This is a genomic window from Labilibaculum sp. (assembly GCF_963664555.1).
Lineage (GTDB): Bacteria > Bacteroidota > Bacteroidia > Bacteroidales > Marinifilaceae > Labilibaculum.
The window spans coordinates 1,491,062-1,517,184 of record NZ_OY761461.1 but is presented as its reverse complement, the minus strand read 5'-3'; the positions used below and the strand labels follow the sequence as shown (position 1 = coordinate 1,517,184).

Here is a 26,123-nt window from a genome sequence, read left to right as displayed (position 1 = left end):
ATCCTGTTTGCAAAGCATTACCACTTCACAGCATATTAAGTCTATGCCATACAATCCGATTATTTTAAAGGAAAAGAAGATTCCTTTTAAGAAAGGTTTACCTAAAGGATTTCACGTAATGTTTGTTCAAATGAGCTTCGATATCTGAACTTTTATAGTAGATCTTAGAGCCAATTTGAGAAAAGGCTAAAGTACCGTTATCACGATAGGTCTGAAGTGTTCGTTTGCTGATAAGAAGTGTTTGACAAACTTCCTGATTGTCGAGCCATCTTTCTTCTAATGGATAAAAGTGTTTTCTACTTAATTTTTCAACAGCTTCTTCCATGCTTCTTAATTGCGAGTTTATCTTTAGAAAAGCATCACTGCTCATTGTTACTACTTCCATAATATTGAAATTTAGAGTTAATTAATAAAAATCAAATCTATCTGGCGCCGGTAGATCGTTTCGGTAGCAAACATAGGCAGGACAAAGCAAAAAAAAGGGTTGCAACTAACTTGTACAACCCTCAGTAAGCTCACTGATTATCTGCATGATAATTCACATATTTTTATTTAGTATTTATTCAACAATTGACGCAAACGAACCAATTTAGTCTCCCAAAATTCAATCGCTTCATTTTGCGGACTGTCAAAATTATTCTTTACCGATTTATAACTAATATCATCTTTTTGCTTTGAAGAAAAACTTGATGCTATTTGCTTGGATAATTTTGTGATATTATCAGTTTGTAAGATATTCTCATCGCAAAGCAATCGGAAAAACAGAGCCATTTGCGACACCGTTAAATTGGACTTAACCTTTCCAAAACCATTTGAACTGCTCATGCTATTCAATAAAGTGCTGTCGTAATTCTTTAGTTTGTCCTCAATAAATGCTATCAATTTATCCAAAGTAACATCAACCAAAGTCATAATATTCGACAAATGATGTTTTCTATAAGTAGGGCTGTCCTTTAAAGTGTAAAGTCGTTTTTTAAAAGCTATCAAAACCTCATATCGTTCTTTCTCATTCTTGCCGGATAAAGATTTGTTAAGATACTCAACACTATAAGCATAAGTCTCTGCGGATGCAATATTTGTCTCGATTAGAAAATTTAACACCTCCTCTTCTTGAACAAGATTATCTGTAGTGTCTAACAAACTATCTAACACCTTCAAGGGCTTTTGGATGAACGAATAAGTCCTATTAGAATCATACAAATTTATGTAAACCTGAGACTTTACATCTCTTACGAAATCTTGAAAAGACGTAAAATCCTTTACTATATCATCTTTTCCAATTTCTTTATCCTTTGGTTCACTTTGGACATCAGAAAGTGAATTAAGAGGAGAATCAGCATATTCGCTAGCTTCAAACATTACACTATCAAAAAGCACGTGATCATTTCCAAGCGAAAAACTTTTAAAGAATTCTTCACGCCATACCTCCACTTTCGTCTCATCAATACTCTTATATCTTAAAATTAAACTTTCGTCTTCTAAAATATCATTAAGAGATACAAATAACTTAACAGTAATAAATTTCAGCAAACCTACAACTCCCTCATAGGCAACAAGAAGATTCGCATAATAGTCATAGCTATCATAGTTTATTTGGAAAATTATTAAATCTTCGAGAGCAGATTTTAGACAACATTCAATTCTTGTTTTAAAACTTAACAGTCTCTTTGCCCTAAATTCAAACATAGATTGAACTGCTTCACGAGATTTACCTTGTCCTGCAATGTCAAAATATATTTTCTTGATTTTATCGAACTCATATTTTAACTTTTCACAAATATCTTTATTCAAAAATACTATAGAGATTTCATCTTCATTCTCAATTTTTTCATAAGTGTCGTAAAACAACCTCTCTAAATATTCAAATTCATCCCTCATAGTTTAGCCCCGAAAAAGACTGGAGTAAAATTTCAGATTTAAAACAGTTAAATTTAGGGTATGAAAAGACGTTGGACATTAGAAGAAAAACTAGCCATTTTAAGCGAGGCAGAAACTGGTAATGTTGTAGAAGTTTGTAGAAAGTACAATGTTAGTACAGGAGCTTTCTATAATTGGAAAAAGAAGTTCGATACTAAGGGAGAAGCTGGCTTAAGAGTTAAATATGATAACAGCAGTCCAGAGATGAAGAAAGCTGAGGAAGAGATTCGGATTCTACGCAAGCTTTTAGCAGACCGGGAAATAGAATTGGAAATTCAGAAAGAGCTTCTAAAAAAAAAGTTTGGAACAGACGATCCAAGAAAAATCTAGTAGATCGTTTCTTCGAAAAATATACTGCAAGTATCAAAGATTTGTTAAAGTATGTAGGACTCTCTGAGAGTAGTTATTACTATAAAGAGAAGTTAAATGGCAGAAAAGGTGTTTTGCCTAGCAAGCAAACCAAGCATAGTAACGATGGCCTGGTTGAAGAAAGGACTGTTGTAGAAGCTATAAAAGGCGTATTGGAGCATGAGTTTATTGATTGTGGTTATCGAATAATGACAAAGTATCTTCAGCGTAAGGGTTATAACATCAATCACAAGAAAGTGTACAGAATAATGAGTAATACAGGACTTTTAAAGCCTAATTCAAGAATTAAAAGAAGTGGTGGTGGGCGCAAGTTCGTAAGATTTAGGAAGGTTCACACAAGCCATCCTATGGAGTGTCTTGAAATGGATATCAAGATGATTTGGATTCCCAATATGGGAAAGAACGCTTATCTTTTATCGATAATTGATGTTCATACTAGAAAAATATTAGGTTATACTTTTGCATTCAATGTAAAGCAAAAAGAGGTGATTGAATTATTATCAACAATTGTCGATGAATATCCAACTCCAGAATCTCTGATAATCAGATCTGATAATGGAAGTCAGTTTATTGCTCGTAATGTGAGAGATTACATTCATTTAGTCGGGTTTGAACAAGAATTTACTCACGTGGCAACACCTGAAGAAAATGCGCATATTGAAGCATATCATGGTACTTTAAAGAGAGATATCTTTGACAGAGTCGATTATCGTACTTTCGGTGAAATACAGCAGATTATAAAAAGATATGTGCCATTCTATAATAGTGAAAGATTACATGGTTTACTTGGGAGAATTACTCCAAATGAAAAGTGGAAGCAGGATCAGCATTTAATTAAAAAGCTAGAGAAAATAGCTTAGTAATACTAAATTTTGACAGAGCCTAAATCGCTCTATAAAAATGAAAATTAAAAAATAGAATAAAACTCTAGGATATCAGGGGTCAAAACACCTCATACTATTCCTTTAAATTTTTATTAAGTTGACAAAACTAATAAAATGCGGTGCATTCTGAACATTTTTTATATCTTTGAATCACTCGCAAACGAGGACATTTTGATAAAAAGCAAAGCAATCAAGTAGTTACATAATTCGGTGTAGTGAAAAATTGTTTACAAGGCTAAAGCATTGTATTACAGCATACGAGATAGGGATGGTTCAAGATCCTCTCTCTCCGCATTTTAGGAATCATCCTAACCCAAAAGACTGTAAATCAATTGATTTACAGTCTTTTTTTTTATTTTTCACCTATTTATTTCATCTTATTTGCTAAAAGCATCCATAGCTTTTGTTGGATAACCAGCCTCATCAAAAGCTCCTTTTTGGTATTCTTTCCATCCATTGTAACATTGTGGTTCCCAATAAAAAACCCCTAAACAACTATCATTTAATTTGGTTCTTGTAATCAGATCTGAAAGAAAGTTATATGCTGCATCCTCCCCGTCCCAGTTCATGCCTGTCTCGCAAATCATGATCTCACAAGCATAACGGCTGACCATGTCATTTATATTGCTTATTAAATCGTCGTTCATGCTTTGCCAGGTATCCGACTCCGGGTACAAGGACATGCCAATCACATCCCACTTCCCGCCATTATTTTTCAAGCCATCAAACAACCATCTAAACTTTAAATTCTTATTTCCCTCCTGTACATGTACAATAACTTTTGCCTCCGGAAAAACAGCTTTTACAGCATCATATCCATAATTAGTAAGGCTTGCATACTGCTCCATATTTTCATCTGCTCTTCCATCACTCCAAAGCATACCATTGCCTGTTTCATTGCCTACCTGAACCCATTCCGGGGCAATTCCCCAGTTGTTAAGTGCAGTTAGGACTTCAGTGGTATGATCTTTTACAGCAAGGCACAAATCATCAAAAGACAGATCTTCCCAACTTGCCGGCTTGTTTTGTTTGGAAGGATCAGCCCAGGAATCGCTGTAGTGAAAATCAACCAAAATACGCATCCCCAAATCGTTGGCACGTTTGGCTTTAACCAACATATCGGTTTTATTACACCATCCGTCTGTTGGATTTACCCAAACCCGTAAGCGGATAGAATTCATCCCTAGACTTTTTAAAAGACTCATGCATTCCGTTTTGTTTCCTTCTGCATCATAAAATGAAATATCTTCACTCTCCATCTCTGTTAACCAGCTTACATCGGCACCTTTAGCAAAACCACTCATATCTTCTACCACAGGTTTCTCTGTTGAAGTCTTGTTGTCATCATTGTTGTCACATGAAACAAAAAGAAAAATAAAACTGAACAGCAATATTGTAATTTTTTGAATTTTCATTGTTGGAATATCCGTTTAGTTAAAAAACAGAGGTATTCTAATTTTTCTGAATTGTAAAAAAACAGAATACCTCATTTTCATTATTACTGCACTTCAAAAGAACAGGTATTGTGAATAAAATCTACAGTTATATTATATGTTCCGTTTGCCAGACTTTGAACCTCTGTCATGTTAGCCCCCAAATAACTCATAGAGTCAAAAGAACCTCCATAATAACGGTTCCATGACTGATCTAAATGAATGGCCATTCCATAAGGTGAATCTGCACTAATGATTGCTGTTCCGGTATATACTCCGGCAGATGCTTTCGTTAATACAACAGAGGTAAAGTCCCAAACATCATTTAATCCGGTAACATAAACCTCATCACCTAAAAACACATAGGTTTGATTTATAATATTGGCAATCAAGTCGTAAATTCCTGTTGCTATAGAAGCATCATCTGTAATGCCATTGGCTCCCAAACTTAAGTTTCCGCTTTCACCACCATAAAAATAATCCCATCCACCATTTAAATATAATTTAGCTCCATATTCGGAGGTGGCATTAATCGTTACACTGCCTGAGTAGACTCCATCAACCTCTTCAGCTGTCATCTGTACCAGACTCCAATCATCATTAAAGCCTGCATAACTTAAGCTGGTTACTTCGGTATGACTGTAAGTCAGGTTCTTCAAATCGGTCTGAATCAAATACAATCCCGGATCCGGAGCAGTAATATTATTGGCTCCCTGAAATTCCAATGTTCCTTCTGTATCGCCCATCTTGTAAACATCATTCCAATTGTCCTTTTCTAGAGACATATTATAGCCCCACAATGAATTCACATTTATCACCCCTGCAAATGTAGAATCCTCTTCGCTCAATAAACGCAGGTAGTTGTCGAATGTCCAGGATCCTGAAATGCCATCATCAACACCGGGAAGATACAAATACCCGCTAAGTGGTTTTACCTCTTCCGTTGCACCTGCTGTTATCTCATAATGCAGGTTGAGTGGATCCGACAAATAAAAAGTTAAAGTATAATCGCCGGCTGTTCCAAAAGTAATATCGCCGGCAGATGCAGTCAACATATCAAAGGTCAATCCACCATTGGCATCAGCAATAAAACCAATCTCTTTGCTAATAGCGGCATCATCATTCGTTGCAGTGGAGAAATTATAGAGTTTAGCATCAGAACAGCTGACTTTCACCACTGCATTATCTTTTGCGGTGCTTACTGACACATACCATTTCACTTCCGATTTTACAAAAGTCATTTCGGCACTTACATCACCGCTTACAGTCAGGTTAGGAATATAAGTTGCTGTCCATTCTTTTGATGATGTACTTGCTGTTGTATAGTAACATCCACCAAAACCCGGATACCAGAAATTCCACATGGAGCTTTCGTCCGAGGACATCAAAAATTCTTTACCATCAGCACCTTCATTGCCCCAAAGGCTTCCGTCTCCTTCTTTTAAGAACCAGTTACTCCAGGCAGTAGTTCCAATAAAACCAGAATATTCACCATCACTTTCAGGAGCATACAATACAAAACCTGTATCTGCTTTGTCTTTATCAAGCACAAAAGCTTTTGACATATCAATAGAATAGCTGGTGATGTTCACAGCAATCACATTACTGTAATAAGGATCTGTATTACCGCTATAAGCGAAATTGACTCTGAAATACATAGGAGTACTAACATCCGGAGTGTAAGCAAAATTCTTTGCCATAGTATTCAATTCACCTCCGGTAAAAGAGTAGATATTGCTCTCTGGCTTTATGGTTTGATATGTTTTAAAATCCTCAGAGGCAGAAATCTCAATTGCGGCAGATGGGATATTATCAGGCAGGCTCACAACCGTACTACTAATACTTAGCTCACTTTCATTCCAAGTTAAAGCCAGCATAGGTGCATCCTTGGTTTCCTGAGATAAAACAATATCAGATTCACTTGTTTGCAGCTTTGATGAAGTAAGCCCTGAAACGAAAATCTCGTCTCCGTCTTTTTCGCAGGCAGTAAATAATGCTGAGCAACTTACCGCCAGAAATATGATTAATTTCTTCATAACTTATTCTGTTTTTTAATAATCATCGTTAGATAAATTCGGATTTGCAGAAAGCTCGGCACTTGGAATTGGATAGATATTGTACTTATCATTCACAGCCTTTCCATCTTTAACCCCACCTTTCCATTGCCAGATGTATTTATTACCGGTAAAGCATCCAAACCGCACCAAATCTGTTCTGCGAACGCACTCCCAATAAAGCTCTCTGGCTCGTTCATCAAGAAAAAATTTGTATGGAATACCGTCGGAAGTTGCAATTAATTCACTTTCACTCACCGAAGCTGCATTTCTATGACTTCTTAAATCATTTACATAGCTTAATGCGGTAGCCATATCCTTCCCAGAACGAGCAGCAGACTCAGCATACATCAGGTAGGCATCAGCCAAACGAAACATTGGAAAATCGGTGTTTACTCCATCGCTGGTGGTATTGGTCGCCGGCTCTCCGGCATCGGTTAAATTGCTCCATTTTTGAACAAAGTAACCTCCGGTTCTATCATCTATGCCATTTTCCATATACTGATTTTGTCCTTCGGTATAAAACATAGCCCGGTTGTCATTCTCCAGATCAAAAAGTGCAGGAACTTCGCCTCTGATGCGAAACATACTCCAGGCAAGCGTACAACCTACTTCTGAGGCTACAGCACCATAATCCGTATCCACTTCCCCGCAAACCAAATAAGTAGTAGCTCCCCATGACAATACACTTGTTCCATCAACAACCAAGGGAAAAATTATTTCATTACCTCTACCTACACGCAAATGATTATCGGCATTAAACAATTTGCTGTAATCAGATTCCAAAGCATAACCTTCATCAATCACTTTTTGACTGTAAATCATGCACGAATCATATTTTGTTCCTGCCTCATATACCTCAGCATTCAGATACAATCTTGATAACAGCATCCAGGCGGCTGCCCGGGGTGCATGTCCGTATTCACAGGCATCTACATCATGCATGCCTTCGCTGCAATCTTTTAATTCGGTAACCAAAAAATCAAATAATTTAGGAGCTTTTATCTCTTCAGGCAATTTTGAACTACCAATTACCGATTCATCAGCAAAAGGAACATCGTGAAACAAGTCGATTGCGTGAGAGTAAGCCATGGCACGAAGAAACCTGGCTTCTTCACGATATGATTTGATTTCCGCCTGCTCCTCTTCGGTGAAAGCCGAAATTTTACTGTCAGAAGCATTTTTCAGAAACTCGTTGCAAAGTGATATCGAATAATAACATCTGTAATACATGTCGGCTACCCAAGGATCATTGGCATCCCAGCTCAGAAAGCTTAAATCACCAATATTATCACCTTCTATCCAGGTGGAGCCCAGTTCATCTGTTCCAGCCTCCTGAACATTAAAATAACAACGCATATAATCGTAACCATTATTACTGCTTAGATCTGCATCACCTCCTCCTTTTTCCTGACCGGCCGTAACAAATGAGGAATAACATTTAGCCAGTGCCGAAATATAATTAGCCGGATCCGAATAAACCGTTTTTGAGGTTTCTTCAACATTCGGATATTGATTTAATTCATCCGTGCAAGCGGTATGAAGTAAAACAACGGTTACCAGGAATATATTGATTAACTTTTTCATATGATTATAATTTGTTTTTTTTTGCCATATGGTCCCGAAAGCTTTCGGGATTACCCTGCTGGGATAATTATCCCCCTTTATGTCAAAAGCGCTTTGGCATGGACGTTTCATAATTTTAGTCTCAATTTTTCAGTGTGTTTAAAATTGCTTATTGCTTTCACCTTAGACTTACTTTAAAAATCGATGCCTAAGCTTAGCGAAAAAATTCTCGGACGAGGATAGAAAGACTGGTCTATCCCTCCTGAAATCTCCGGATCGACACCTGAATATTTAGTGATGGTGAATACATTTTGAACCATAGCTGTCATATTCAGATTAAACAAATTCTTTATGCTTCCAAAATTATATCCTAAGGAAATATTATCCATCTTAATAAAAGACGCATTTTCCACATAGTAATCAGACAAATACTGACGACTTTGGAAACCAGTTTCCAAATAGCTTTTATGAAGATTATTTAACTGATATGAATTATATGACATGGTTCCGTATGCCCCTGCATTCATTGACAGTCCATTGTATACATAATTATTAATACTGGAACGAAGACTGGTACTCAGATTCCATTTTTTATAGCGCAGCGATGTACTGAAACCTAAAATATAATCAGGCGATGGCGAGTGATAACGGTATAAATCGCCCGAATTAATAGTTCCATCATTGTTTAAATCAGCAAATGCACCTTCAATTGGTTTTCCTGTTTCGTCGTACAACTGATGGTATACGTAAAACATATTTGGGGCATAACCTTCCGTTAACACCTGAAAATAGTAGCTATCGATAGTTGATCCTACCGAAGTGTTCGAAATTTGTGTTCCTGGTATTATGGACAAGTTTTTAATAGTTTGCTTTTGCCAGCTGGCATTACAACTAAAATCCCAGGTCCAGTCTTCGTTATCAACAGGAGTAACATTAATCGATAACTCAACACCTTTACTATCCACATTGCCGACATTGGTTAATATTCTTTTATCGAAATTGGTTCCGGCAGGCGAAGGAACAGTAGCTAACAAATCTTCTGTTTTACGTGTATAATACTCAACAGATCCTGATAAACGATTGTTGAAAAATCCAAAATCAACGCCATAATTATAAGCTTTTGTCAACTCCCATTTTAAATCGGATACATAAGCTTCGGGGCGATAAGTATTAACCGTAGAATTACCAAAAATATACTGAGCACCATTTTGGCTGATCGTATAAACAGGTAAATAGCTGTAATTCCCTATTCCTTCCTGTTGTCCGGTGATTCCAAAGCTGGTTCTCAATTTCAAATTGCTTAAAAGATCGATTCCATCCAGAAAAGATTCTTCGGATAATCGCCAGGCCAGTGCAACAGATGGGAAAGTACCCCAACGGTTATCACTGCTAAAGCGGGAAGTTCCGTCCTGACGAACAGTAGCCGTTAACATGTATTTGTCCTGTAAAGAATAGTTCACCCTTCCGTAGTAAGAAATTAAAGCATGACGCTGATCATCGGCAGCTACCGAACTTTGCGATACACCAAGGGTATTCGTTTCCTCATAAGCATTGGTGGTACTCTTCCAAGTCTGATAATCGTACCCCAATGTTACATCAACCCTACTTTGTATGCTTTCAAATTCTTTTTTGTAGTTCAGATAAGTTGTAATTAATTTGTTCTCTTTTTTTTGAGGTCCATACGTATAATCACGTCCGTTTGTCACGTAATATTGAGCTGCATCTGCAGGGACATAGATTTCTCCTTCACCTTTTGCATAATCGTAACCTAAAGTTGCATGCAATCTAAGATCAGGAAGAAAATGAAGCTTGTAATCCATATCCAGATTTCCGATTACACGGCTCACCTCACTGGTTGATGAATACTGATTTAATACGCCTAATGGATTTAATACTGCTCCTGTTACCGGTTTTCCATTTTCGTCAATGGCCTCATTATAACCTCCGAAACCAGAATTTCCTGAGTAAACAGGAACGGTAGGGTTGTAGGTAGAAGCACCCCATATGGCTCCTGTATTGGCAAAGCTATTTTTATTATAGGATCCTTTCAGCCCCACATTCACCTTTAAGTGATCTTCAAAAAAAGATGGTGAAACAGAAAGATTTCCTGTGGTTCTTTGTGCATTATCCGTTTTTAAAATACCATCCTGATTGTAATAACCAGCCGAAAAACGATAAGGAACATTTGCCAAAGCTCCTGACAAACTTACATTGTTATCGGTTCCATAGGCAAGCTGAAATATCTGGTCATTCCAATCTGTTTCATTAGAACCCAACAAGGATCTTTGGGCATCACTGCCCTCACCCTGAACTACATTACGAAATTCTGCTGTTGATAACATATCAGCCAGTTTGGATTTAACCTGCAATGAGTTGGTTGAGTTAAAATTAACTCTGATCTTATCTTTAGAACCTTTTTTAGTTGTGATAATGATTACCCCATTTGATGCCCTGGAACCATAAATGGCCGTTGATGATGCATCCTTCAGTACGGTCATGCTTTCAATATCATTAGGATTAATCAGACTTAAAAAGTTATTGCTGTTCCCACTGATACCTCCCGCTTCAAGAGGCACCCCATCCAAAACAATTAATGGATCGTTGCTGGCATTTAAGGAAGCTCCGCCACGAATGCGAATAGAACTGCCCGATGTTGGAGAACCACTTCCTGAGAGAATCTGAACGCCGGAAACCTTTCCGTTAATTAACTGAGCAGGTGAACTTACAATGCCTTGATTAAAATCCTTGGATGAAACATTCGACACAGCTCCGGTTAAATCGCCTTTCTTTTGCTGACCGTAACCAATAACAACCACTTCATCCATATTCACCACATCAGATTGCAGCTTTATATTGTAATTAGCCCCGGGGCTGACCATTACTTCCTGACTTAAGTAACCGATAAATGAAAACACCAACACCTCCGATTGATTAGCCTCAATGGTAAAAGTACCATCGAACATGCTAACACTTCCCCTTTGAGTGCCTTTCACTATCACTGTCGTTCCAGGAACAGGCTCATTCGTTTTGGCATCTACAACCAAGCCATTGATTTGAGTTTGTTGAGCAAAAGCACCCAATCCACAGCACAAAAACAGAATGATTGAAACCAAACGTAGTTTAAAACTATTCTCCATGTCTTATTTTTATTAAAAGATTAACGAACTATTAGTTGTGAAAACCTTTGCACAAACAGGAAAAATCTCAATCCCCTTCATGCTATTTCCTATATAAAATGTGATTCCCTGAAAATCTTATTTTCTCAGCAAAATCCGACTAATGAATCAATGACAAACAAGATGATAAGCTCTTTTATATTGCTATAAAAAAATCCTTCCCGTAAAATCATTTTAGTAAGACAAACCTTAAAATGGAATTCCCGGTTTCCTGTTTTTCCATTTGCCGGTTTACCATTGGGGCAGCTTTAGGGATATGCTGTTCTGCATATCTTAAATTCCTGATTTTTCATAGATTTTGATTTTAAGAATTACTATTTTATCATTTGAAACACCGCAGAAGGATTGCATGCCTTCCTCTGCGATGCTTAACAAAACATTACTATTCCACACATACCTCCAGAGTTCCATCCTGTAAACCATCCGACACAGCAGTTACTTTGATACTACCCGGTAATTCTCCGGCCTTTACCAAAACAGTTGCTATTCCGGCTTCGGCATTAACAGGATTTGCTCCAATAATCTCTGCTTCTCCATCAATCATAAATTGGATACTATTTTCCGCCAAAGGAAGTCTATTGCCTTCTTTATCGACAACGGAAGCATATACAAACACAAGATCGTTACATGCACTTTCCAATTTTTTACCACTCTCATCCATCCATAATTTTAGAGCTGCGGGCCCGCCTGGTGTTTTCTGAACTGCTTCTGATACTACTTTGCCATCCACATATCCTTTTGCCACCAACTCTCCTGGTGTAAATGAGGTCAATCGAAAAGTAAACGGAGGATGATTTAAGCGGGTGCTGTTTTTATCCTGATCGGGTTTTTGTTTTCCTGCACTTTTGCCATTTACCAACAGCTCCACTTCCTCGCAATTGCTGTAAACCTTCACATCTAAAAAGGATGGATCATTGTAATAATTAGCAATTTCGACCATTGGTTCAGTAAATTGTTTCAATTCTGGCTCTCCAATATTTGTCTGACTTTTGTAAAAATAATAGGCGAATTTAGGCAGACGAAAAATATCCATGATTCCAGAAGATTCCAGATCCGGCGCATAGCCACGGTTGTAATCAAACATCAACCAGTTGGCATCACCTATCGCTTTCCCTTGAAGATTACTGTTGTGAGCCTCTTGATAATTCAAGGCTTGCTGCGCCAATCTTTTTTGACCGGCACTTCTTAACTGCCGGGAATTACGCTCCTCATCAGACAAATCCTGAAAGGCTTTTTGATTGAAACCGGCATTTTGAGCATAATATTCCCAATCGCCATATTCAGCAATAAAAAATGGCTTGTCCTTTTCATACTTATTCCAGTAATATGGAGGCTTAGCGTGTTGGCGTGCAGGATTAAAAACATCGTAAGCAAAATCTTTCCAACCACAGGTATAAACATCAGTTCCCGGAAATTCTTCATGAACTGCTTCGTGCGACTTCTCCATAAAATCCTGACTCATTGCCGATTCATTTAATGAAGATTCCCACAAAACCACAGAAGGATGATTACGATCAACCCGAACCATTTTACGTATATCTTGAATTGCATTTTTCTGAAACTCCTCATTCCCGAAAAACTGCCAGCCTGGAATAGCATCCATTACCAATATTCCCAATTCGTCGCAGGCATTTAAAAATGCCTGACTTTGCGGATAATGCGACAAGCGGACAATATTAAAACCTGCCATTTTAATTTTCCAGGCATCTCTGTAATTGGCATTATCAGAAATAGCATATCCAACATATGGATATTCCTGATGACGATTGGTTCCTCTTAAATACAAAGGCCTTCCATTTATTGTAAATCCCTCTTGTGCAGTAATGCTAAATGTTCTGATTCCTATTTTTACATCCTTGGTCTCCAACTCCTCTCCCTTCAATAATACTTTAATTCTGAGAGTATAAAGAAACGGAGAATCAGGCGACCAAAGTTTTGGTTGCTTCACTTCTATATCCGTGTTTACTTTTGCTGTAGAATTAGCTTTTAGCACTTGTTTTTGAGAGGAACTCACTATTGCAGCTTCACCCTCATCAATTAATTCCAACTGAACTTCCACTTCCTTTTCGGTGGCTAAATCGTTTTTCATATCCACCTGAACATGAACCTTAGCCGAGTCTTCACCAACATTACTATAAGTTACAAATACACCTCCTGCAGCAATGTGATCAACCTCCACCTCATTTGAAATGTGCAAAGGATTTTTCACCTCCAACCAAACATTTCGATAAATTCCGCTATAGGTATTGAAGTCGAGAACTTTTAATGATTTTCCCGGTGGCACTAAAGGATTGTCTTCATTATTCAATTTCACAAGCAGACAATTTTCAACTCCAAACTCAACATTTTTTGTAATGTCCACATAAAAAGGAAGATAACCGCCCAAGTTGGTATAAAGCAACTCCCCATTCATAAATACCTCCGCAACCTGCATGGCTCCTTCAAAATACAAAGCCAGATGTTTGCCGGATAAATCTTTGGACAGCGAAAAATATTTGCGGTAAAAACAAGTTCCCTGCCACTGATCTCCTTTAATAACCAAAGGTTCTATATTTGCAGTATGAGGTAAAGAAACTTTTTCCCATGAAAAATCCTTGTCTTTACGGATCATCAATTCATCAATTGGCACCTTTACATCTTTAACAAACTCCCATCCCTTATTAAACGAATTTCTTCCATTCACATACTCTCCCTTATGGTTCTGTCTGCACGACAAAAGTCCCACACAAAGAACCAACACAAATACTATTTTCAACATAAATCTAATCATCACCTTCAAATCTTATCCGATACTGTTACCTATTTCTTTTTGTTGTCATACGACATATAATCAATTCCTTTTGTAAGATTCCCCGAAGAATCGAAAAACGTTGCATTATCCCATGCAGAACCCTTTCCCCAAAGATCTTTCATATTAGAAGAAATCCACGCCGGCTCCCAATACATAACACCTTTTGCTCCGGCATCCATCATGTTTTTCGTCAAATCGATCAGGAACGAACGTTGCCCTTCCACACTGATTGGATATCCTTCCACAGCACTTTCTGCACCAAAAATATTGGTGTAGCTATCATTATCTTCAAGAGTATATGGATAAGCTGTTTCAAGAATCATCACATCCTTATTGATATCGGCACGTAAATTTTTAACCACATTGGGTAAGTCCGAAAAAGAAACCTCAGTATGCCAGTGTGGATAGTATGAAAACCCGGCCACATCAAAACCGGTAACACCTGCTTTATTAATAATTCCTTTGTACCAAAAATCCAGATTTTTTGGATCAGCTACATGAAGAGCAATAATGGTTGACTTTCCTGTTTTAGCATCAATATCTCTTACTGCCTGTATTCCTGCATTTAATACCTTTCCCAAACTAGTCCAATTATCATCACAAATGGATAGTTTTGGGAAATTCTCATTCGTATCAGTATGCATTAATCCACAATTGGTTTCATTGCCTATCTGTACCATTTCCGGCAGCAAATTCTCTTTGTACAACTCGTTCAAAACCGAATAAGTATATTGGTAAACAGAATCCGAAAGCACATTGATGTCCGTGATATTCTCCCAGGCCTTAGGTACCGTCTGATGTCCGGGATCTGCCCATGTGTCGGAATAATGGAAATCAAGATTAACAGCCATGCCTTGTGCTTTCGCTCTGCGGATGGATTTTTTCACATCAGCAAAACCACTATACAATGAGCTGTTTTCATTATAAACTCCATAAATCCAATCCGGATTATTCCAAATCCTGAGTCTCACCATATTGGCTCCATGTTCTTTAAATATCGAATAAACATCTTTCTGCTTCCCATCCTCTTTATATACCCCATCAAAATCTTCAATTTGATTTACATAGGAAAGATCTACTCCCATTACAAACCCGCTTACAGATTTTACTGCCAAATCAGAATCTTTACTTTCCTTATTTCCACCCTTGCTAACACAAGATTGGTTAATAAGTAGAATTAAAAAGAGTGCAAAGCTTTGCTTTATTACTTTCATGCTCATATGATATCTTAAACTTTTGAAATTACCTTTATAAATTGCTGCAATAAAAGTAAACAAGTATTTAACCCTACACTTTGTTAAGACGTACCAATCGTTGTTCAAATCTTACTTTTTGCACAAAAGACCTAAAGTCATCCAAGTCAATTATTTGATAAAAACTTTTACAATTAGTCCATTTCTTACCAAAACTTGCAGGTATCATACACGATAGCCATTCTTAGTAAAATTTCAATATATTTACGATTAACTTGTATCCAAACGATTTATTACAAAAGTTAATTTGCTGAAAGCATTCGTGGTATTTAATTTTTGATCAGTACAAATGGCAAATAATATTCCAGATAAAAAAGAGCCTAAAACACTGGTACAGCATATGCTGTTAAAACTAATAGCTGTATTCTTTTACGTGCTCCAATTTACACCGGCTTATGCCATTGAAGTACCCTCATTGTATTTTAGTAATTTAAGACAGGAAGACGGACTCCCGTCAAACATCACAAGTTCGGTAGTTCAGGATCAAAAGGAATTTATTTGGATCGGAACAGCAAATGGGGTGTGCAGGTACGATGGCTATACAACTATTGTATTTAAAAATGATGGCTCTCCAAATTCCCTGCCTACGAACAATATTAGTTCCTTACTAATAGACGGCGATACCCTATGGGTCGGAACCTGGAAAGGTTTGTGCAAAATAAATACCAAAACATTAGAAATAAGCAGAGTGAATCTGGGACCCGACGTTACCATTCGCTGTCTTTACAAATCGATGGATAACAAAATTTGGATTGGAACTTCAAATGGGCTTTTAGCTTACAGCAAAGAACTAAATAAGTTTGATTTTTTTAATGATACAAATAGTGAATTAAGCCACTCTACCATACGATGCTTTTATGAAACCAAAGACGGTTCCTTATGGATTGGAACCTATAATAAACTAAACCGCTTTAAAAACGGGAAATTTGAATCGTTTAATTTAAAAGGAGATTACAAACCTTACTTAAAAAATAATCTGATATTGGATATTTGTCCCTTTTCGGAAACAAACGACTCAATTCTTTATGTTGGTACGGAAACAGGACTCGCTGTGTTTAACACAAACAGTTTTAAACACCAATTGTATAACAGCTCAAATACCAGCATCAGTAACGAAGTTGTTAAATGTATCTATACAGATGAGGATAAATTATGGCTTGGAACAGATTTCGGTTTGTCAATTTTCGACATGAATCTGAAATGCATCAACACTTACTTCCACAATCCAATTATCAATCATAGCATTACCAACAACGTTGTGTGGGATATTTTTCGTGACAGCAGCAATACATTATGGTTCCTAACCTCCAATGGCATAAGCTTAATCAATAAAGAAAATCCATTTTTCAAACTTCATGAAGAATTCTATTCTGTAAACAATCAAAAGGCTGGAAATCAGATCAGAGACATTCTTGTGACAGAAGATGAAACCATGTATATGGCAACCATTCACGGTGTAATTATCCGCGATCCACACACCAATAAAAAAACTTATTTTACGGCTGACGCCAAAGACAATAAAAAATTATTACTTGATAATGCCTATGCCTTAGCCGAAGACCCTTATGGCTGCATATGGATTGGGACAGCAGGAGGAATTAACGTTTGGAATCCAAAGCTGCAGGTGATGAAATCGATCAGTGCAAACAAAAGCAATGGTTTAACCTCAAATTACATCAGCTCTTTTGCCATCAGCAAAGATGGTTCGGTATGGGTGAATGCCTGGGAAGGCGGTATTTTTAAACTAACCGGTAACATGCAAACCCTTGAGTCGATTCATTTTACAAAGGTGGAAGATTCTGCTCCTGATTTTATTTATGCCTGCAATGAAAACATATACTACAGCAAGGCAAACAAATTATGGACAATCAATAACAAGACCCTAGCAACTGAGCCTGTTCGTGAAATCAACAAATTCATTAATAATCAATCTGTTTCCTGCATGAACGCCTCAAAAGATGAATCGATTTGGATGGCGACAGAGAATCAATTGATTCATTACACACCTAAATTAGAAAGCATCGTCAGCTATCCGTTAAACAACCCTGTGATTGGTGACCCAATTAGTATTGAAACAGATCAGGAAAACAATATTTGGATGGCAGGATTGACTGCTGTAATCAAATATGAAGTTCGTACCGGAGCAATAATATCCATGCCTCTGAATCCGCATTACCCTTTAAAAAATTTCTATTCTCAATGCAGTGCAATCTCTACGTCTGGCAAGGTATATTTTGGAGGCGACAACGGTTACGTTGAAGCAAATACGAATACAGAAGATTTTCAACCGGCCTGTCCAAAATCCGTTATTTCTGCTATAAAAGTTAATAATGATCTGATTACGTCGCGCAATCATTCAAAATTATTAGAAAAAGACATTGCCTATACTGATAAAATAAGTCTAACATATTCAAACAATTCTCTGACATTTTTTTTCTCGACATTAAACTATTGGCTGCCCCAAAAGAGCCATTTCCGATACCGTCTCAACAACTTGGATACAGACTGGCACAGCACTCAAAACGTTAACTTTGCTGCCTATTCAAACCTAAAACCGGGAAATTACAATTTAGAAGTTGAAGCCATCAATTATGCCGGAATTCAAAGTAAAACAACTACCAAATTAGCTGTTGTAATTCAACCTCCTTTATGGTTAAGCAATCCTTTTATCGTTTTGTACCTGTTGCTGTGCATAACAGTAGTTTATTCTATTTTTAAACTATACGCCAAAAGACAAAAATTGAACAACCAATTGCGCATCGCCAATCTGGAAAAAAATCACTCGGAAGAGATCCTGAATACAAAACAACAATTTTTCACAAACATATCTCATGAATTCCGAACTCCCTTAAGTTTGATAACACCACCCATTCAACAGGTTCTAAAATCAGGTGCTCTGCAAGGGAAAAACCTTGAAATGCTGAAATTAGCTGAGAAAAATTCAAAACGTTTGTTGACACTCATCAACCAAATTCTAGATTTCAGAAAATTGGAAAGTCAAACCATCCCCTTATTAAAAAGACACATAGAATTAACAAGTTTCTGCGAGGAGATATTTGATTCTTTTAAAGATATGGCCTCACGCAACGAGGTAAATTACACATTAACCTGTGGTATTGCACCAGTCAATGTAATTCTTGATAAGGAAAAAATTGAGGCCATTCTATTCAATTTGCTAATCAATGCATTCAAACATACTCCCCCCGAAGGAAGCATTGAAATGTCGGTTGATATTGTGAACGATGAGAATCGGAACAAAATAAAAATATCGGTATCGGATACCGGATCTGGTATCCCTGCTGACGATATAAGTAAAATTTTTGACAACTTTTACCAATCAGAAAACAACCCAACCGACCAACAAGGAACCGGAATTGGTTTGTCCATGGCGAAACAATATGCCGGTTTGCATCAGGGAAATATATGCGTAAAAAGTAAAACTGGATTGGGAAGCACGTTTACATTTACTTTTCCGCTTGAAGAGGGAGAGCTGATTACAGCAGAACAACCCCAACAAACTAATACAGGCAGCCAAACTGCAATTCTGAAACAACTGCCACCGAACAAAGATCTAAAGCATATTTTAATTGTTGATGATAATCCTGATATTCTTGATTACATTGAAATGAATCTGGAAACTGATTACTGCATCCATAAAGCCAGTAATGGAAGTAAGGGTTTTGATTTGACTGTAGAAGTAAAGCCTGAAATAATTATTTCTGATATTATGATGCCTGTAATGGATGGTATTGAAATGTGTAAAAAAATAAAACAAAACACCTCAACAAAGCAGATTCCCATCATCCTGCTGACAGCAAAAACTCTGGATATACAAAAAACAGAAGGAATTGAAGTGGGTGCCAACATGTATATCACAAAACCATTCGACATCAATTACTTAAAAGCCTGCATCAACAATATTGTAAGCAGAAAAGAACAATTGCATGATTTTATAAAAAAGGAACTGCTGATTAATCCATTGGAAGAAAATAATCCAGACAGAAATCAGGATGAACAATTTTTGAAAAAGGTGATGGAATTTATCTCCGAGAACATCAGCAATCCTGATTTATCCGTTGAAATGATCAGCTCAAAAATGAACCTTAGCTCAACGCATTTATACCGCAAACTAAAAGCCATTACCAATCAATCAACCAAAGACATATTAAAAAACTACAGGCTTCAAAAGGCAGCCCAAATGATCAAAAACAACGAAGGTAACATTACCGAAATCATGTATAGTGTTGGATTCAACAGTCTCTCCGGTTTTTCAAAAAGCTTTAAAAGTATTTTTGGTGTTTCCCCCAGTGAATATGGAAAATTGGAATAAACCAAACAATTGACCTTTTTTTCAGCCTGAATCCGGGAAAGTTATTTCCTTCCTGCTTTTTAAATAAGCATGCCAACCAAAGGTTTTTATTTATTTTAAATAAAACACCCGCTACTTTACTGAAAAAGCTGCGGGTGCCATATAACTGAAAAATACTGAATCTAAATTTCTTATGCTTTCAAGATTTATTTTTTTATCTCGTAACAATCAGGAGCTTCTTTGTGCCACAAATTCTTCACGAAATAATCCCAGCGTTTCCGAATAAAATACTTATTGTAGTAAAGACTGCTGTGATCACATTCCGGAATCAACAGCAATTCAAAATCTTTATTGGCTTTTATTAAAGCATCTGCCATTCGCATAGATGAAGCCGCATTTACATTGTTGTCCATGTTTCCATGCGCCAACATTAATTTGCCTTGCAGTTGGTCAGCTAAAGACAAATTGGATTGCTCGTCGTAATGTTTCCCTGCGGGAAATCCCATGTACAATTCGGGCCACCATGCTTTGGCAATTCTATGATCGTGATTCCCTGCCGAAGAAACACCAACCTTGTAAAAATCCGGATGAGTCAATAAAGCATGAGCGGCATCGTATCCTCCGGCCGAATGACCATAGATTCCAACATTCTCGATATCGATATATGGATATTTAACCGCCATTTCCCTGATCGCTTTGATATGATCAGGAGCACCTATATCGCCAAGGTTTTTATAAGAGAAATCATGAAATTTTTTAGAACGGTAAGCAGAGCCCAAACCATCAACAGTCATTACAATAAAACCTATTTGTGCCAATGACACATCCATACTGTACAATGCCGAAGTAAATGATTTAGGTGTACGAATTGTTTGCGGACCGGAATAAGTACCATCTATTATCGGATACCTTTTTGTAGAATCCATCTTAAAAGGACGATAAATCACTCCATAAATGTCTGTTTTGTTATCTCTCGCTTTTACGGTATACATCTCCGGAGCTTTCCATCCCATTGCAAGAATATCGTCAATATCAAGCTGTGCAATATCCAAAACTTTATTTCCGTTTTTTGCATTTCGAATTAAAAAATGATTGGGCAAATCAACACGCGAATAATCATCGAAAACATATTTACCATTCGGACTTATTGAACAGGTATGGGTTGCATTTTCAGGACTTAGCAATTTCAATCCTGAACCATCAAGATTAATTGAATAAAGATATGTGTAATATGGATCACCTTTTTCTATTCCACAGGCAGTGAAATATATTTTCCCCTTTTTATCATCCACCTTACAGATTTCACGAACCACGTAATCCCCCTTGGTGATTTTATTTATTTGCCTGCCGGTTTCATAGTCGTACAGATACAACTGGTTCCAGCCTTCTTTCTCCGATGACCAAATAATATTGTTACTGGTTCTATTGATCCGGTACAAAAGCATATTTACATCCACATAGGTATCGGCGGTTTCAGAAATCACAGTTCTGGTTTTCCCTGTCTCAACATTTACATCGATTAATTCCCTTGTTTGATACCCTCTTTGGTAACGAATAATATAAGCATGTGTATCAGATTTCCATTCAAAGCCACCTTCTAAAAAGCTTGCATATTCCGGAAGGTCACATTCTATTTGCTTACCCGATTCGATATTAAAAATAACATACGAAGTTTTAGCAAGACATGTATCTCCTGCCAGGGCGCGTTCGTAAGAATATACTTCGCCCCGCAAGCCTTTTTCAGGAGCACTGTGATACATATATAAATTTTGAGCTTCTTTACGGTTAAACTTGCTGCAAATAAGATATTTTGAATCAGGAGACCAATACGCACTTATTCCGTATTCTACATCTTGCTTTTTGCTTTCATTTCGAACAAATTCCCATGGAATGGAATTGCCGTAACTAAGTGTTTCGCACCCATCTGTACTTAAGGGAACAATATTACTACCATCTTTATCTTTCAGATAGATATTATAATCCTTAATAAAAGCAATTTGTTTGTTGTTTGGAGCAGGCAACTCAGTTGTATTTCTTTTTTCGGGATTCGTTGCCGGTTTTAATTGATAGTTTCTCAAATTGATTGTAAAACAAGAAGTGTCTGCAGTAAACTTTAATGTATCTCTCCCTTTTAAACTAAGTCCTGTTAATTTTAAATCATACGCTTTGTATTCTTTATGCAAAAACTCAGTAACTTTTTCTGCCAATTTCGCATGATCAAACAAAGGCATTTTTTGTTTCTGTTTCACGTTCACCAAAAAGTACTCTTTCCCTTTTCTTGTTTTGGTTGAATACCATAATGAATCTCCCTTACCAATCCAGTTGGGTTGAATTCCCGTATTGTATATCTTACTCCGTGAATTATTATAAAGCCATTTTTCTGCTTCCTGATAGTCTTTCAAATCTCCTTGTGCAAATATATTTCCTGCACCAAGAAGTAAAAACATAATAATCGATATAGTTTGTATTTTCATGTATTTACTATTAGTATTTAGATACTGGTTGCTATTTTATTTGATGCCGGGAACACCTAATTTACTGCAATTTTTTCCAATTATTCCCGATATAAATTAACCGTAGAATGGCGGGACGGACTTTTTTCGAACTCAGGAAAATACCGCGCAACAATTTCATACAAATCCGGATCGTATTTTTTCATATCTTCCCGGGTGTTCACCCAGTTGTGTTTCCCATCAGGCACCTTAACTTCGGCATTTATATTAAACCAGTTCTGAACTCCTTCGGCCCAATATTCATATATATTGGTAGCAGCATACATTTTTTTGTATTTCCCTTTAGCAATGGCATTATCCAATTTTTCCTGCAGCAGATTATTAAATGTCGGATCAATTGGTGCAATTCCAATCAAATGAATTGCATGTGCAAATTCATGAATCAAAATATCCTCAGCATGGTATTTATCAATCTGATAAGCAAGCAGGTTCTCTTCAGCACAAGATGTTAACGGCAATTCCATATCGCCGCCAAGTCCCCGGGCTCTAAGATCCCAATTCAATGTAGTGTCCTGAGCCAAATGTGCATGTTCCGGAATATCTGTTGTTCCTTCGTAGCGAGCCATAATTGCAAGTCGGGCATTTTCTTTTACCATTTGCGTCAAGACTTTACCAGGCAAACTTTTAGTCATAAAATCGACAATATTACAAGCCACATAAAAAGCTGAATCAGGAACTTTATTGGAGCTCATGATATGAATTCCATTCACATTAACATACTTTTTATAGAATGAATTGAATTTAAAATCGGAAGGCGGAGATGTAATTGTAAATATTTTTTGCTCTGACTGATCCGTTTTTTTAATTTTTGCAGATGCCACATACAAAGGCATCAAAACTGCGATTAGAATAAGAATTTTTTTCATTTATAATGTTTTTTATTATTTATTTAACTTCGACAAGCGAACCAACAAGCTTCCATGAGGAGGAATTTCTTTAACAAGGTTTTCATCTGTTTTCCCGATGATTTTATGCTCCCACAAATCTTTTACCTTGTATACATTTCGATGAATACTAACATCTTTTGCAAAATACATCGTCTGTTTTTTCCAGTCGTAATTCAATTTCCAGGGTTCATTTGTTCGGTTTAAAAAACATACAGCCACTTCTCCTTCAGCAAGCGGTTTTGCCCAGATTTCATATTCGCCCATGTCCATAAATTTTCTGGCCTGGTGCCCATCTGAATCCTGATCAATTGCAATTACCTCCTCATTCATGAGAATTTCAGCTGTTGCCTTATCCAAATTTCGCAAATCGTTTCCTGCCATCAATGGTGCGGCTAACATGGCCCACATCGAAAAATGAGTTTTATTTTCATCTGCTGTCATACCTCCATTTCCCACTTCCAGCATATCAGGATCATTCCAATGTCCGGGACCTGCAAATTCAAATAAATCAGCTTGTTTATCAATGATGTCGAGTATACCAAGACCGCCCCAATCAAAAGTACATTGATAACAATCCCGAATATCGGCCGTAGTTCTCCACAAATGCCCAATTCCTTTTCCCCACTTCCAAGGCTCACTTTCGCCCCATTCACAAATCGAAAAGACAATCGGTCTTCCACTGGTTTTAAGAGCATCACTCATTGTTTTGTAAGCAGCTTCAGCTTTTTGTCCCTCATCGAAACACCAGTCGTATTTCAAATAATCTACGCCCCACGATGCATAAGTACGGGCATCCTGAAACTGATATCCACGGCTTCCCGGACGAGACTGACAGGTCATTGAACCAGCACAGGAGTAAATGCCAAATTTTAAGTCTTTGCTATGCACATAATCAACAAGTACTTTCATTCCTGATGGGAACCGTTCCGGATCGGCAATAATATTTCCAAGACTATCGCGGCCCACCTGCCAGCAATCATCAATTACTAAATACTCGTAACCAGCATTCCGCATTCCGCTTTCGGCCATTGCATCAGCCATTTCCATAATCAGACTTTCGCTTACATTACAGCCAAATTTATTCCAGCTGTTCCATCCCATTGGAGGCGTAAGCGCTAAGTCTTCAAATTTTTGACTGTATCCTTGAAATACCTGAAAAACAATCAAAATTAAAAAATACTTTCTTATCATTTTCAATATCTTTTCAGTCCGATGAAATTATTTATTTACAGATGAATCCCCTAAGTAAAAAAGATTATAAACCAACTTACAAGAAAATCGCAAAAACATTCTATGCTCGAAAGAACTTTAAAATGCTTTTGCGATATGTATTATATTCTAAAAATTATTAACCTCCGGTATACCCAGGATTTTGAACCAAATTTGAATTGGTATTCAGTTCTTCCAATCCAATTGGAAAAAGGATCGTATGTGCCCCTTGAGGTTCATGATTGTACCAGCTTTTTGTTTGGTATACACCAAATCGAATCATATCTGTTCTACGTCTGAATTCAGCCGCAAACTCCCAACCTAATTCATCTAAAAACCGACCATACAATACAGCAGACTGATCTCCAGGAGAATCGATTGTTCCATCTTCGGCCAATGTTCCATATTGAATGGTTGTATTTCCCAACAATTCAGCTCCGGTTACCTTAGCGTCTTCAATGTCATCAAAATCACGTGTTCTCACATCACTAACCAAAACTGCCGCTTCATCACTTTTTCCTGTGCGAAGTAAGCATTCTGCTTTCATAAGTAATACATCTGCGTATCTAAAATAAGGCAAATCATTACTCATGTTACTTTTACATCCAGCTTCAATTTCATATTTGCAAACACGATAACCTTCCTCAAATTCGCATCCATAAATACCAGGCATTTTGTTGACCAAAGTCATTACAACACTCCCATCAGTCGCATTGAGCTGATCACCATGTAACCATGTTGCATCAAATCGTTTGTCATTTGAATCATAACTATTGATAAACTGAGGATTTGCACTTGAGCCACCCCATGGTTGTGCTGTCATATTAAAAACATCACGATGCGCAGGCAACAACTGTTTCATGTGGGCGTTCCAACCAGTTCCATTTTTATTGTCATAAGGAACGGCAAAAACAATCTCATCAGAATCTTCATTATCAACTTTAAAAATATCCTTATAATTTGATTCAAGATCATATTTTTCACAAGAAATCACTTTGTTACAAGCAAGAATACATTTCTCCCATTCTGCAGTGCCACTATACACTTCTGCATTTAGATACATCCTTGCCAATAACTGATAAGCAGCCCATTTCGTGATACGTCCATATGTTGTCTGATCAACTACTTCGGTTAAATTTTCAATAACGTCTACATTGGTTAACTCATCAACAATAAATTTATAAACATCTGCTCTTGTCGACTGTACCGGCAACTCATCATTATAGGCAATAACAAGCGGAACGTTTCCATGAGTGTCACAAAGAATTGAATACCACAAAGCACGCAATGCACGCAGCTCTGCTAATACTTTTACTGCTTGCTCTTCTTCAATTGGAAGTGATCCACTTTGAATTTGAGACATCACCCGATTCACATTATTTATAGCCTCATAACAGGTCAGCCATGTATTTCGGCATTGCCATTGTTCATTATCCCATGTGTGAAAATGCATCCGCTTATAGGTTCCACCATCATCCCATCCATTCGGTCTGGTTGGAGTTATCATTATATCTCCTGGTTCTTCTTGAAGATCGAATAACCCCTGCCATCCCATAATATAACGAAGCGGGGTATAACCAGAGGCAATTAATGCTGTTACATCAGCTTCCGTTGCCGTAAAAGTTTCTTCCAATACTTCAGAATAAACTTCCTCATCCAATTTGACACAGCCTCCAAACAAAATTGCAAGCAATAAAATAAAACCAGTAAATGCCGGCTTTACATATATACGTTCTTTTTTATATATTAATTTCATGATTCC

At 37.2% G+C, this 26,123-nt stretch carries 15 protein-coding genes; 3 read left to right on the top strand and 12 right to left on the bottom strand.

Features of this window, described 5'->3' with window-relative positions:
- Positions 1-97: 97 nt before the first annotated feature.
- Both ACKU4N_RS06120 and ACKU4N_RS06115 read right to left on the bottom strand, forming a co-directional pair.
- Positions 98-385, bottom strand: a complete 288-nt coding sequence (locus tag ACKU4N_RS06120; RefSeq protein WP_407937235.1) for a helix-turn-helix domain-containing protein — start codon at positions 383-385, stop codon at positions 98-100.
- A 167-nt stretch (positions 386-552) separates the two neighbouring features.
- Positions 553-1,878 carry a hypothetical protein gene (locus ACKU4N_RS06115; protein ID WP_321321620.1) on the bottom strand — a complete coding sequence of 442 codons (1,326 nt, stop codon included), beginning with the start codon at positions 1,876-1,878 and terminating at the stop codon, positions 553-555.
- 60 nt (positions 1,879-1,938) lie between these two features.
- On the opposite strand from ACKU4N_RS06115, the gene ACKU4N_RS06110 reads away from it, so the two are divergent.
- A complete protein-coding gene (locus tag ACKU4N_RS06110; protein ID WP_321321618.1) occupies positions 1,939-2,247 on the top strand; it encodes a transposase in 309 nt (102 codons plus the stop codon).
- Positions 2,184-3,146 (top strand): IS3 family transposase, encoded by a 963-nt coding sequence (locus ACKU4N_RS06105; RefSeq protein ID WP_321322746.1) that lies wholly within the window; start codon positions 2,184-2,186, stop codon positions 3,144-3,146. The genes ACKU4N_RS06110 and ACKU4N_RS06105 overlap by 64 nt, the downstream gene beginning before the upstream one ends.
- 401 nt (positions 3,147-3,547) lie before the next feature.
- Here ACKU4N_RS06105 and ACKU4N_RS06100 read toward each other — a convergent pair whose 3' ends face one another.
- The 6 genes from ACKU4N_RS06100 to ACKU4N_RS06075 all read right to left on the bottom strand — a co-directional run bounded on the left by ACKU4N_RS06100 (position 3,548) and on the right by ACKU4N_RS06075 (position 15,404).
- Positions 3,548-4,585, bottom strand: a complete 1,038-nt coding sequence (locus tag ACKU4N_RS06100) for a glycoside hydrolase family 53 protein (RefSeq protein WP_321321616.1) — start codon at positions 4,583-4,585, stop codon at positions 3,548-3,550.
- A gap of 83 nt (positions 4,586-4,668) precedes the next feature.
- Positions 4,669-6,639, bottom strand: coding sequence for a DUF8037 domain-containing protein (locus ACKU4N_RS06095; RefSeq protein ID WP_321321615.1), 1,971 nt, complete (start codon positions 6,637-6,639; stop codon positions 4,669-4,671).
- Between the two features lie 15 nt (positions 6,640-6,654).
- The gene (locus ACKU4N_RS06090) at positions 6,655-8,244 is read right to left on the bottom strand and encodes a RagB/SusD family nutrient uptake outer membrane protein (RefSeq protein ID WP_321321613.1); all 1,590 of its coding nucleotides are present in this window, start codon (positions 8,242-8,244) and stop codon (positions 6,655-6,657) included.
- A 173-nt stretch (positions 8,245-8,417) separates the two neighbouring features.
- Positions 8,418-11,360, bottom strand: coding sequence for a SusC/RagA family TonB-linked outer membrane protein (locus tag ACKU4N_RS06085; RefSeq protein ID WP_321321611.1), 2,943 nt, complete (start codon positions 11,358-11,360; stop codon positions 8,418-8,420).
- Positions 11,361-11,781: 421 nt separating this feature from the next.
- Entirely contained in the window at positions 11,782-14,169 is a 2,388-nt protein-coding gene (locus ACKU4N_RS06080) for a glycoside hydrolase family 2 protein (protein ID WP_321321609.1), read from the bottom strand.
- A 29-nt stretch (positions 14,170-14,198) separates the two neighbouring features.
- Positions 14,199-15,404 carry a glycoside hydrolase family 53 protein gene (locus ACKU4N_RS06075; RefSeq protein ID WP_321321607.1) on the bottom strand — a complete coding sequence of 402 codons (1,206 nt, stop codon included), beginning with the start codon at positions 15,402-15,404 and terminating at the stop codon, positions 14,199-14,201.
- A 328-nt stretch (positions 15,405-15,732) separates the two neighbouring features.
- Here ACKU4N_RS06075 and ACKU4N_RS06070 point away from each other — a divergent pair, with 328 nt between their 5' ends.
- A complete protein-coding gene (locus ACKU4N_RS06070; RefSeq protein ID WP_321321604.1) occupies positions 15,733-19,773 on the top strand; it encodes a two-component regulator propeller domain-containing protein in 4,041 nt (1,346 codons plus the stop codon).
- Positions 19,774-19,958: 185 nt separating this feature from the next.
- Here the strand turns inward: ACKU4N_RS06070 and ACKU4N_RS06065 are convergent, their stop codons facing one another.
- The 4 genes from ACKU4N_RS06065 to ACKU4N_RS06050 all read right to left on the bottom strand — a co-directional run bounded on the left by ACKU4N_RS06065 (position 19,959) and on the right by ACKU4N_RS06050 (position 26,117).
- Positions 19,959-22,226 (bottom strand): S9 family peptidase, encoded by a 2,268-nt coding sequence (locus ACKU4N_RS06065; protein ID WP_321321600.1) that lies wholly within the window; start codon positions 22,224-22,226, stop codon positions 19,959-19,961.
- 80 nt (positions 22,227-22,306) lie between these two features.
- Positions 22,307-23,131 (bottom strand): hypothetical protein, encoded by an 825-nt coding sequence (locus tag ACKU4N_RS06060; protein WP_321321598.1) that lies wholly within the window; start codon positions 23,129-23,131, stop codon positions 22,307-22,309.
- Between the two features lie 15 nt (positions 23,132-23,146).
- Positions 23,147-24,343 (bottom strand): glycoside hydrolase family 27 protein, encoded by a 1,197-nt coding sequence (locus tag ACKU4N_RS06055; RefSeq protein ID WP_321321596.1) that lies wholly within the window; start codon positions 24,341-24,343, stop codon positions 23,147-23,149.
- Positions 24,344-24,500: 157 nt separating this feature from the next.
- Positions 24,501-26,117, bottom strand: a complete 1,617-nt coding sequence (locus ACKU4N_RS06050; protein ID WP_321321594.1) for a RagB/SusD family nutrient uptake outer membrane protein — start codon at positions 26,115-26,117, stop codon at positions 24,501-24,503.
- Positions 26,118-26,123: the final 6 nt, after the last annotated feature.

What these genes read in the sequence shown, in the direction of transcription:
- ACKU4N_RS06120 (WP_407937235.1), bottom strand. Translation starts at nt 385, where the DNA reads ATGGAAGTAGTAACAATGAGCAGTGATGCTTTTCTAAAGATAAACTCG.
- ACKU4N_RS06115 (WP_321321620.1), bottom strand. Translation starts at nt 1,878, where the DNA reads ATGAGGGATGAATTTGAATATTTAGAGAGGTTGTTTTACGACACTTAT.
- ACKU4N_RS06110 (WP_321321618.1), top strand. Translation starts at nt 1,939, where the DNA reads ATGAAAAGACGTTGGACATTAGAAGAAAAACTAGCCATTTTAAGCGAG.
- ACKU4N_RS06100 (WP_321321616.1), bottom strand. Translation starts at nt 4,585, where the DNA reads ATGAAAATTCAAAAAATTACAATATTGCTGTTCAGTTTTATTTTTCTT.
- ACKU4N_RS06095 (WP_321321615.1), bottom strand. Translation starts at nt 6,639, where the DNA reads ATGAAGAAATTAATCATATTTCTGGCGGTAAGTTGCTCAGCATTATTT.
- ACKU4N_RS06090 (WP_321321613.1), bottom strand. Translation starts at nt 8,244, where the DNA reads ATGAAAAAGTTAATCAATATATTCCTGGTAACCGTTGTTTTACTTCAT.
- ACKU4N_RS06085 (WP_321321611.1), bottom strand. Translation starts at nt 11,360, where the DNA reads ATGGAGAATAGTTTTAAACTACGTTTGGTTTCAATCATTCTGTTTTTG.
- ACKU4N_RS06080 (WP_321321609.1), bottom strand. Translation starts at nt 14,169, where the DNA reads ATGATTAGATTTATGTTGAAAATAGTATTTGTGTTGGTTCTTTGTGTG.
- ACKU4N_RS06075 (WP_321321607.1), bottom strand. Translation starts at nt 15,404, where the DNA reads ATGAAAGTAATAAAGCAAAGCTTTGCACTCTTTTTAATTCTACTTATT.
- ACKU4N_RS06070 (WP_321321604.1), top strand. Translation starts at nt 15,733, where the DNA reads ATGGCAAATAATATTCCAGATAAAAAAGAGCCTAAAACACTGGTACAG.
- ACKU4N_RS06065 (WP_321321600.1), bottom strand. Translation starts at nt 22,226, where the DNA reads ATGAAAATACAAACTATATCGATTATTATGTTTTTACTTCTTGGTGCA.
- ACKU4N_RS06060 (WP_321321598.1), bottom strand. Translation starts at nt 23,131, where the DNA reads ATGAAAAAAATTCTTATTCTAATCGCAGTTTTGATGCCTTTGTATGTG.
- ACKU4N_RS06055 (WP_321321596.1), bottom strand. Translation starts at nt 24,343, where the DNA reads ATGATAAGAAAGTATTTTTTAATTTTGATTGTTTTTCAGGTATTTCAA.
- ACKU4N_RS06050 (WP_321321594.1), bottom strand. Translation starts at nt 26,117, where the DNA reads ATGAAATTAATATATAAAAAAGAACGTATATATGTAAAGCCGGCATTT.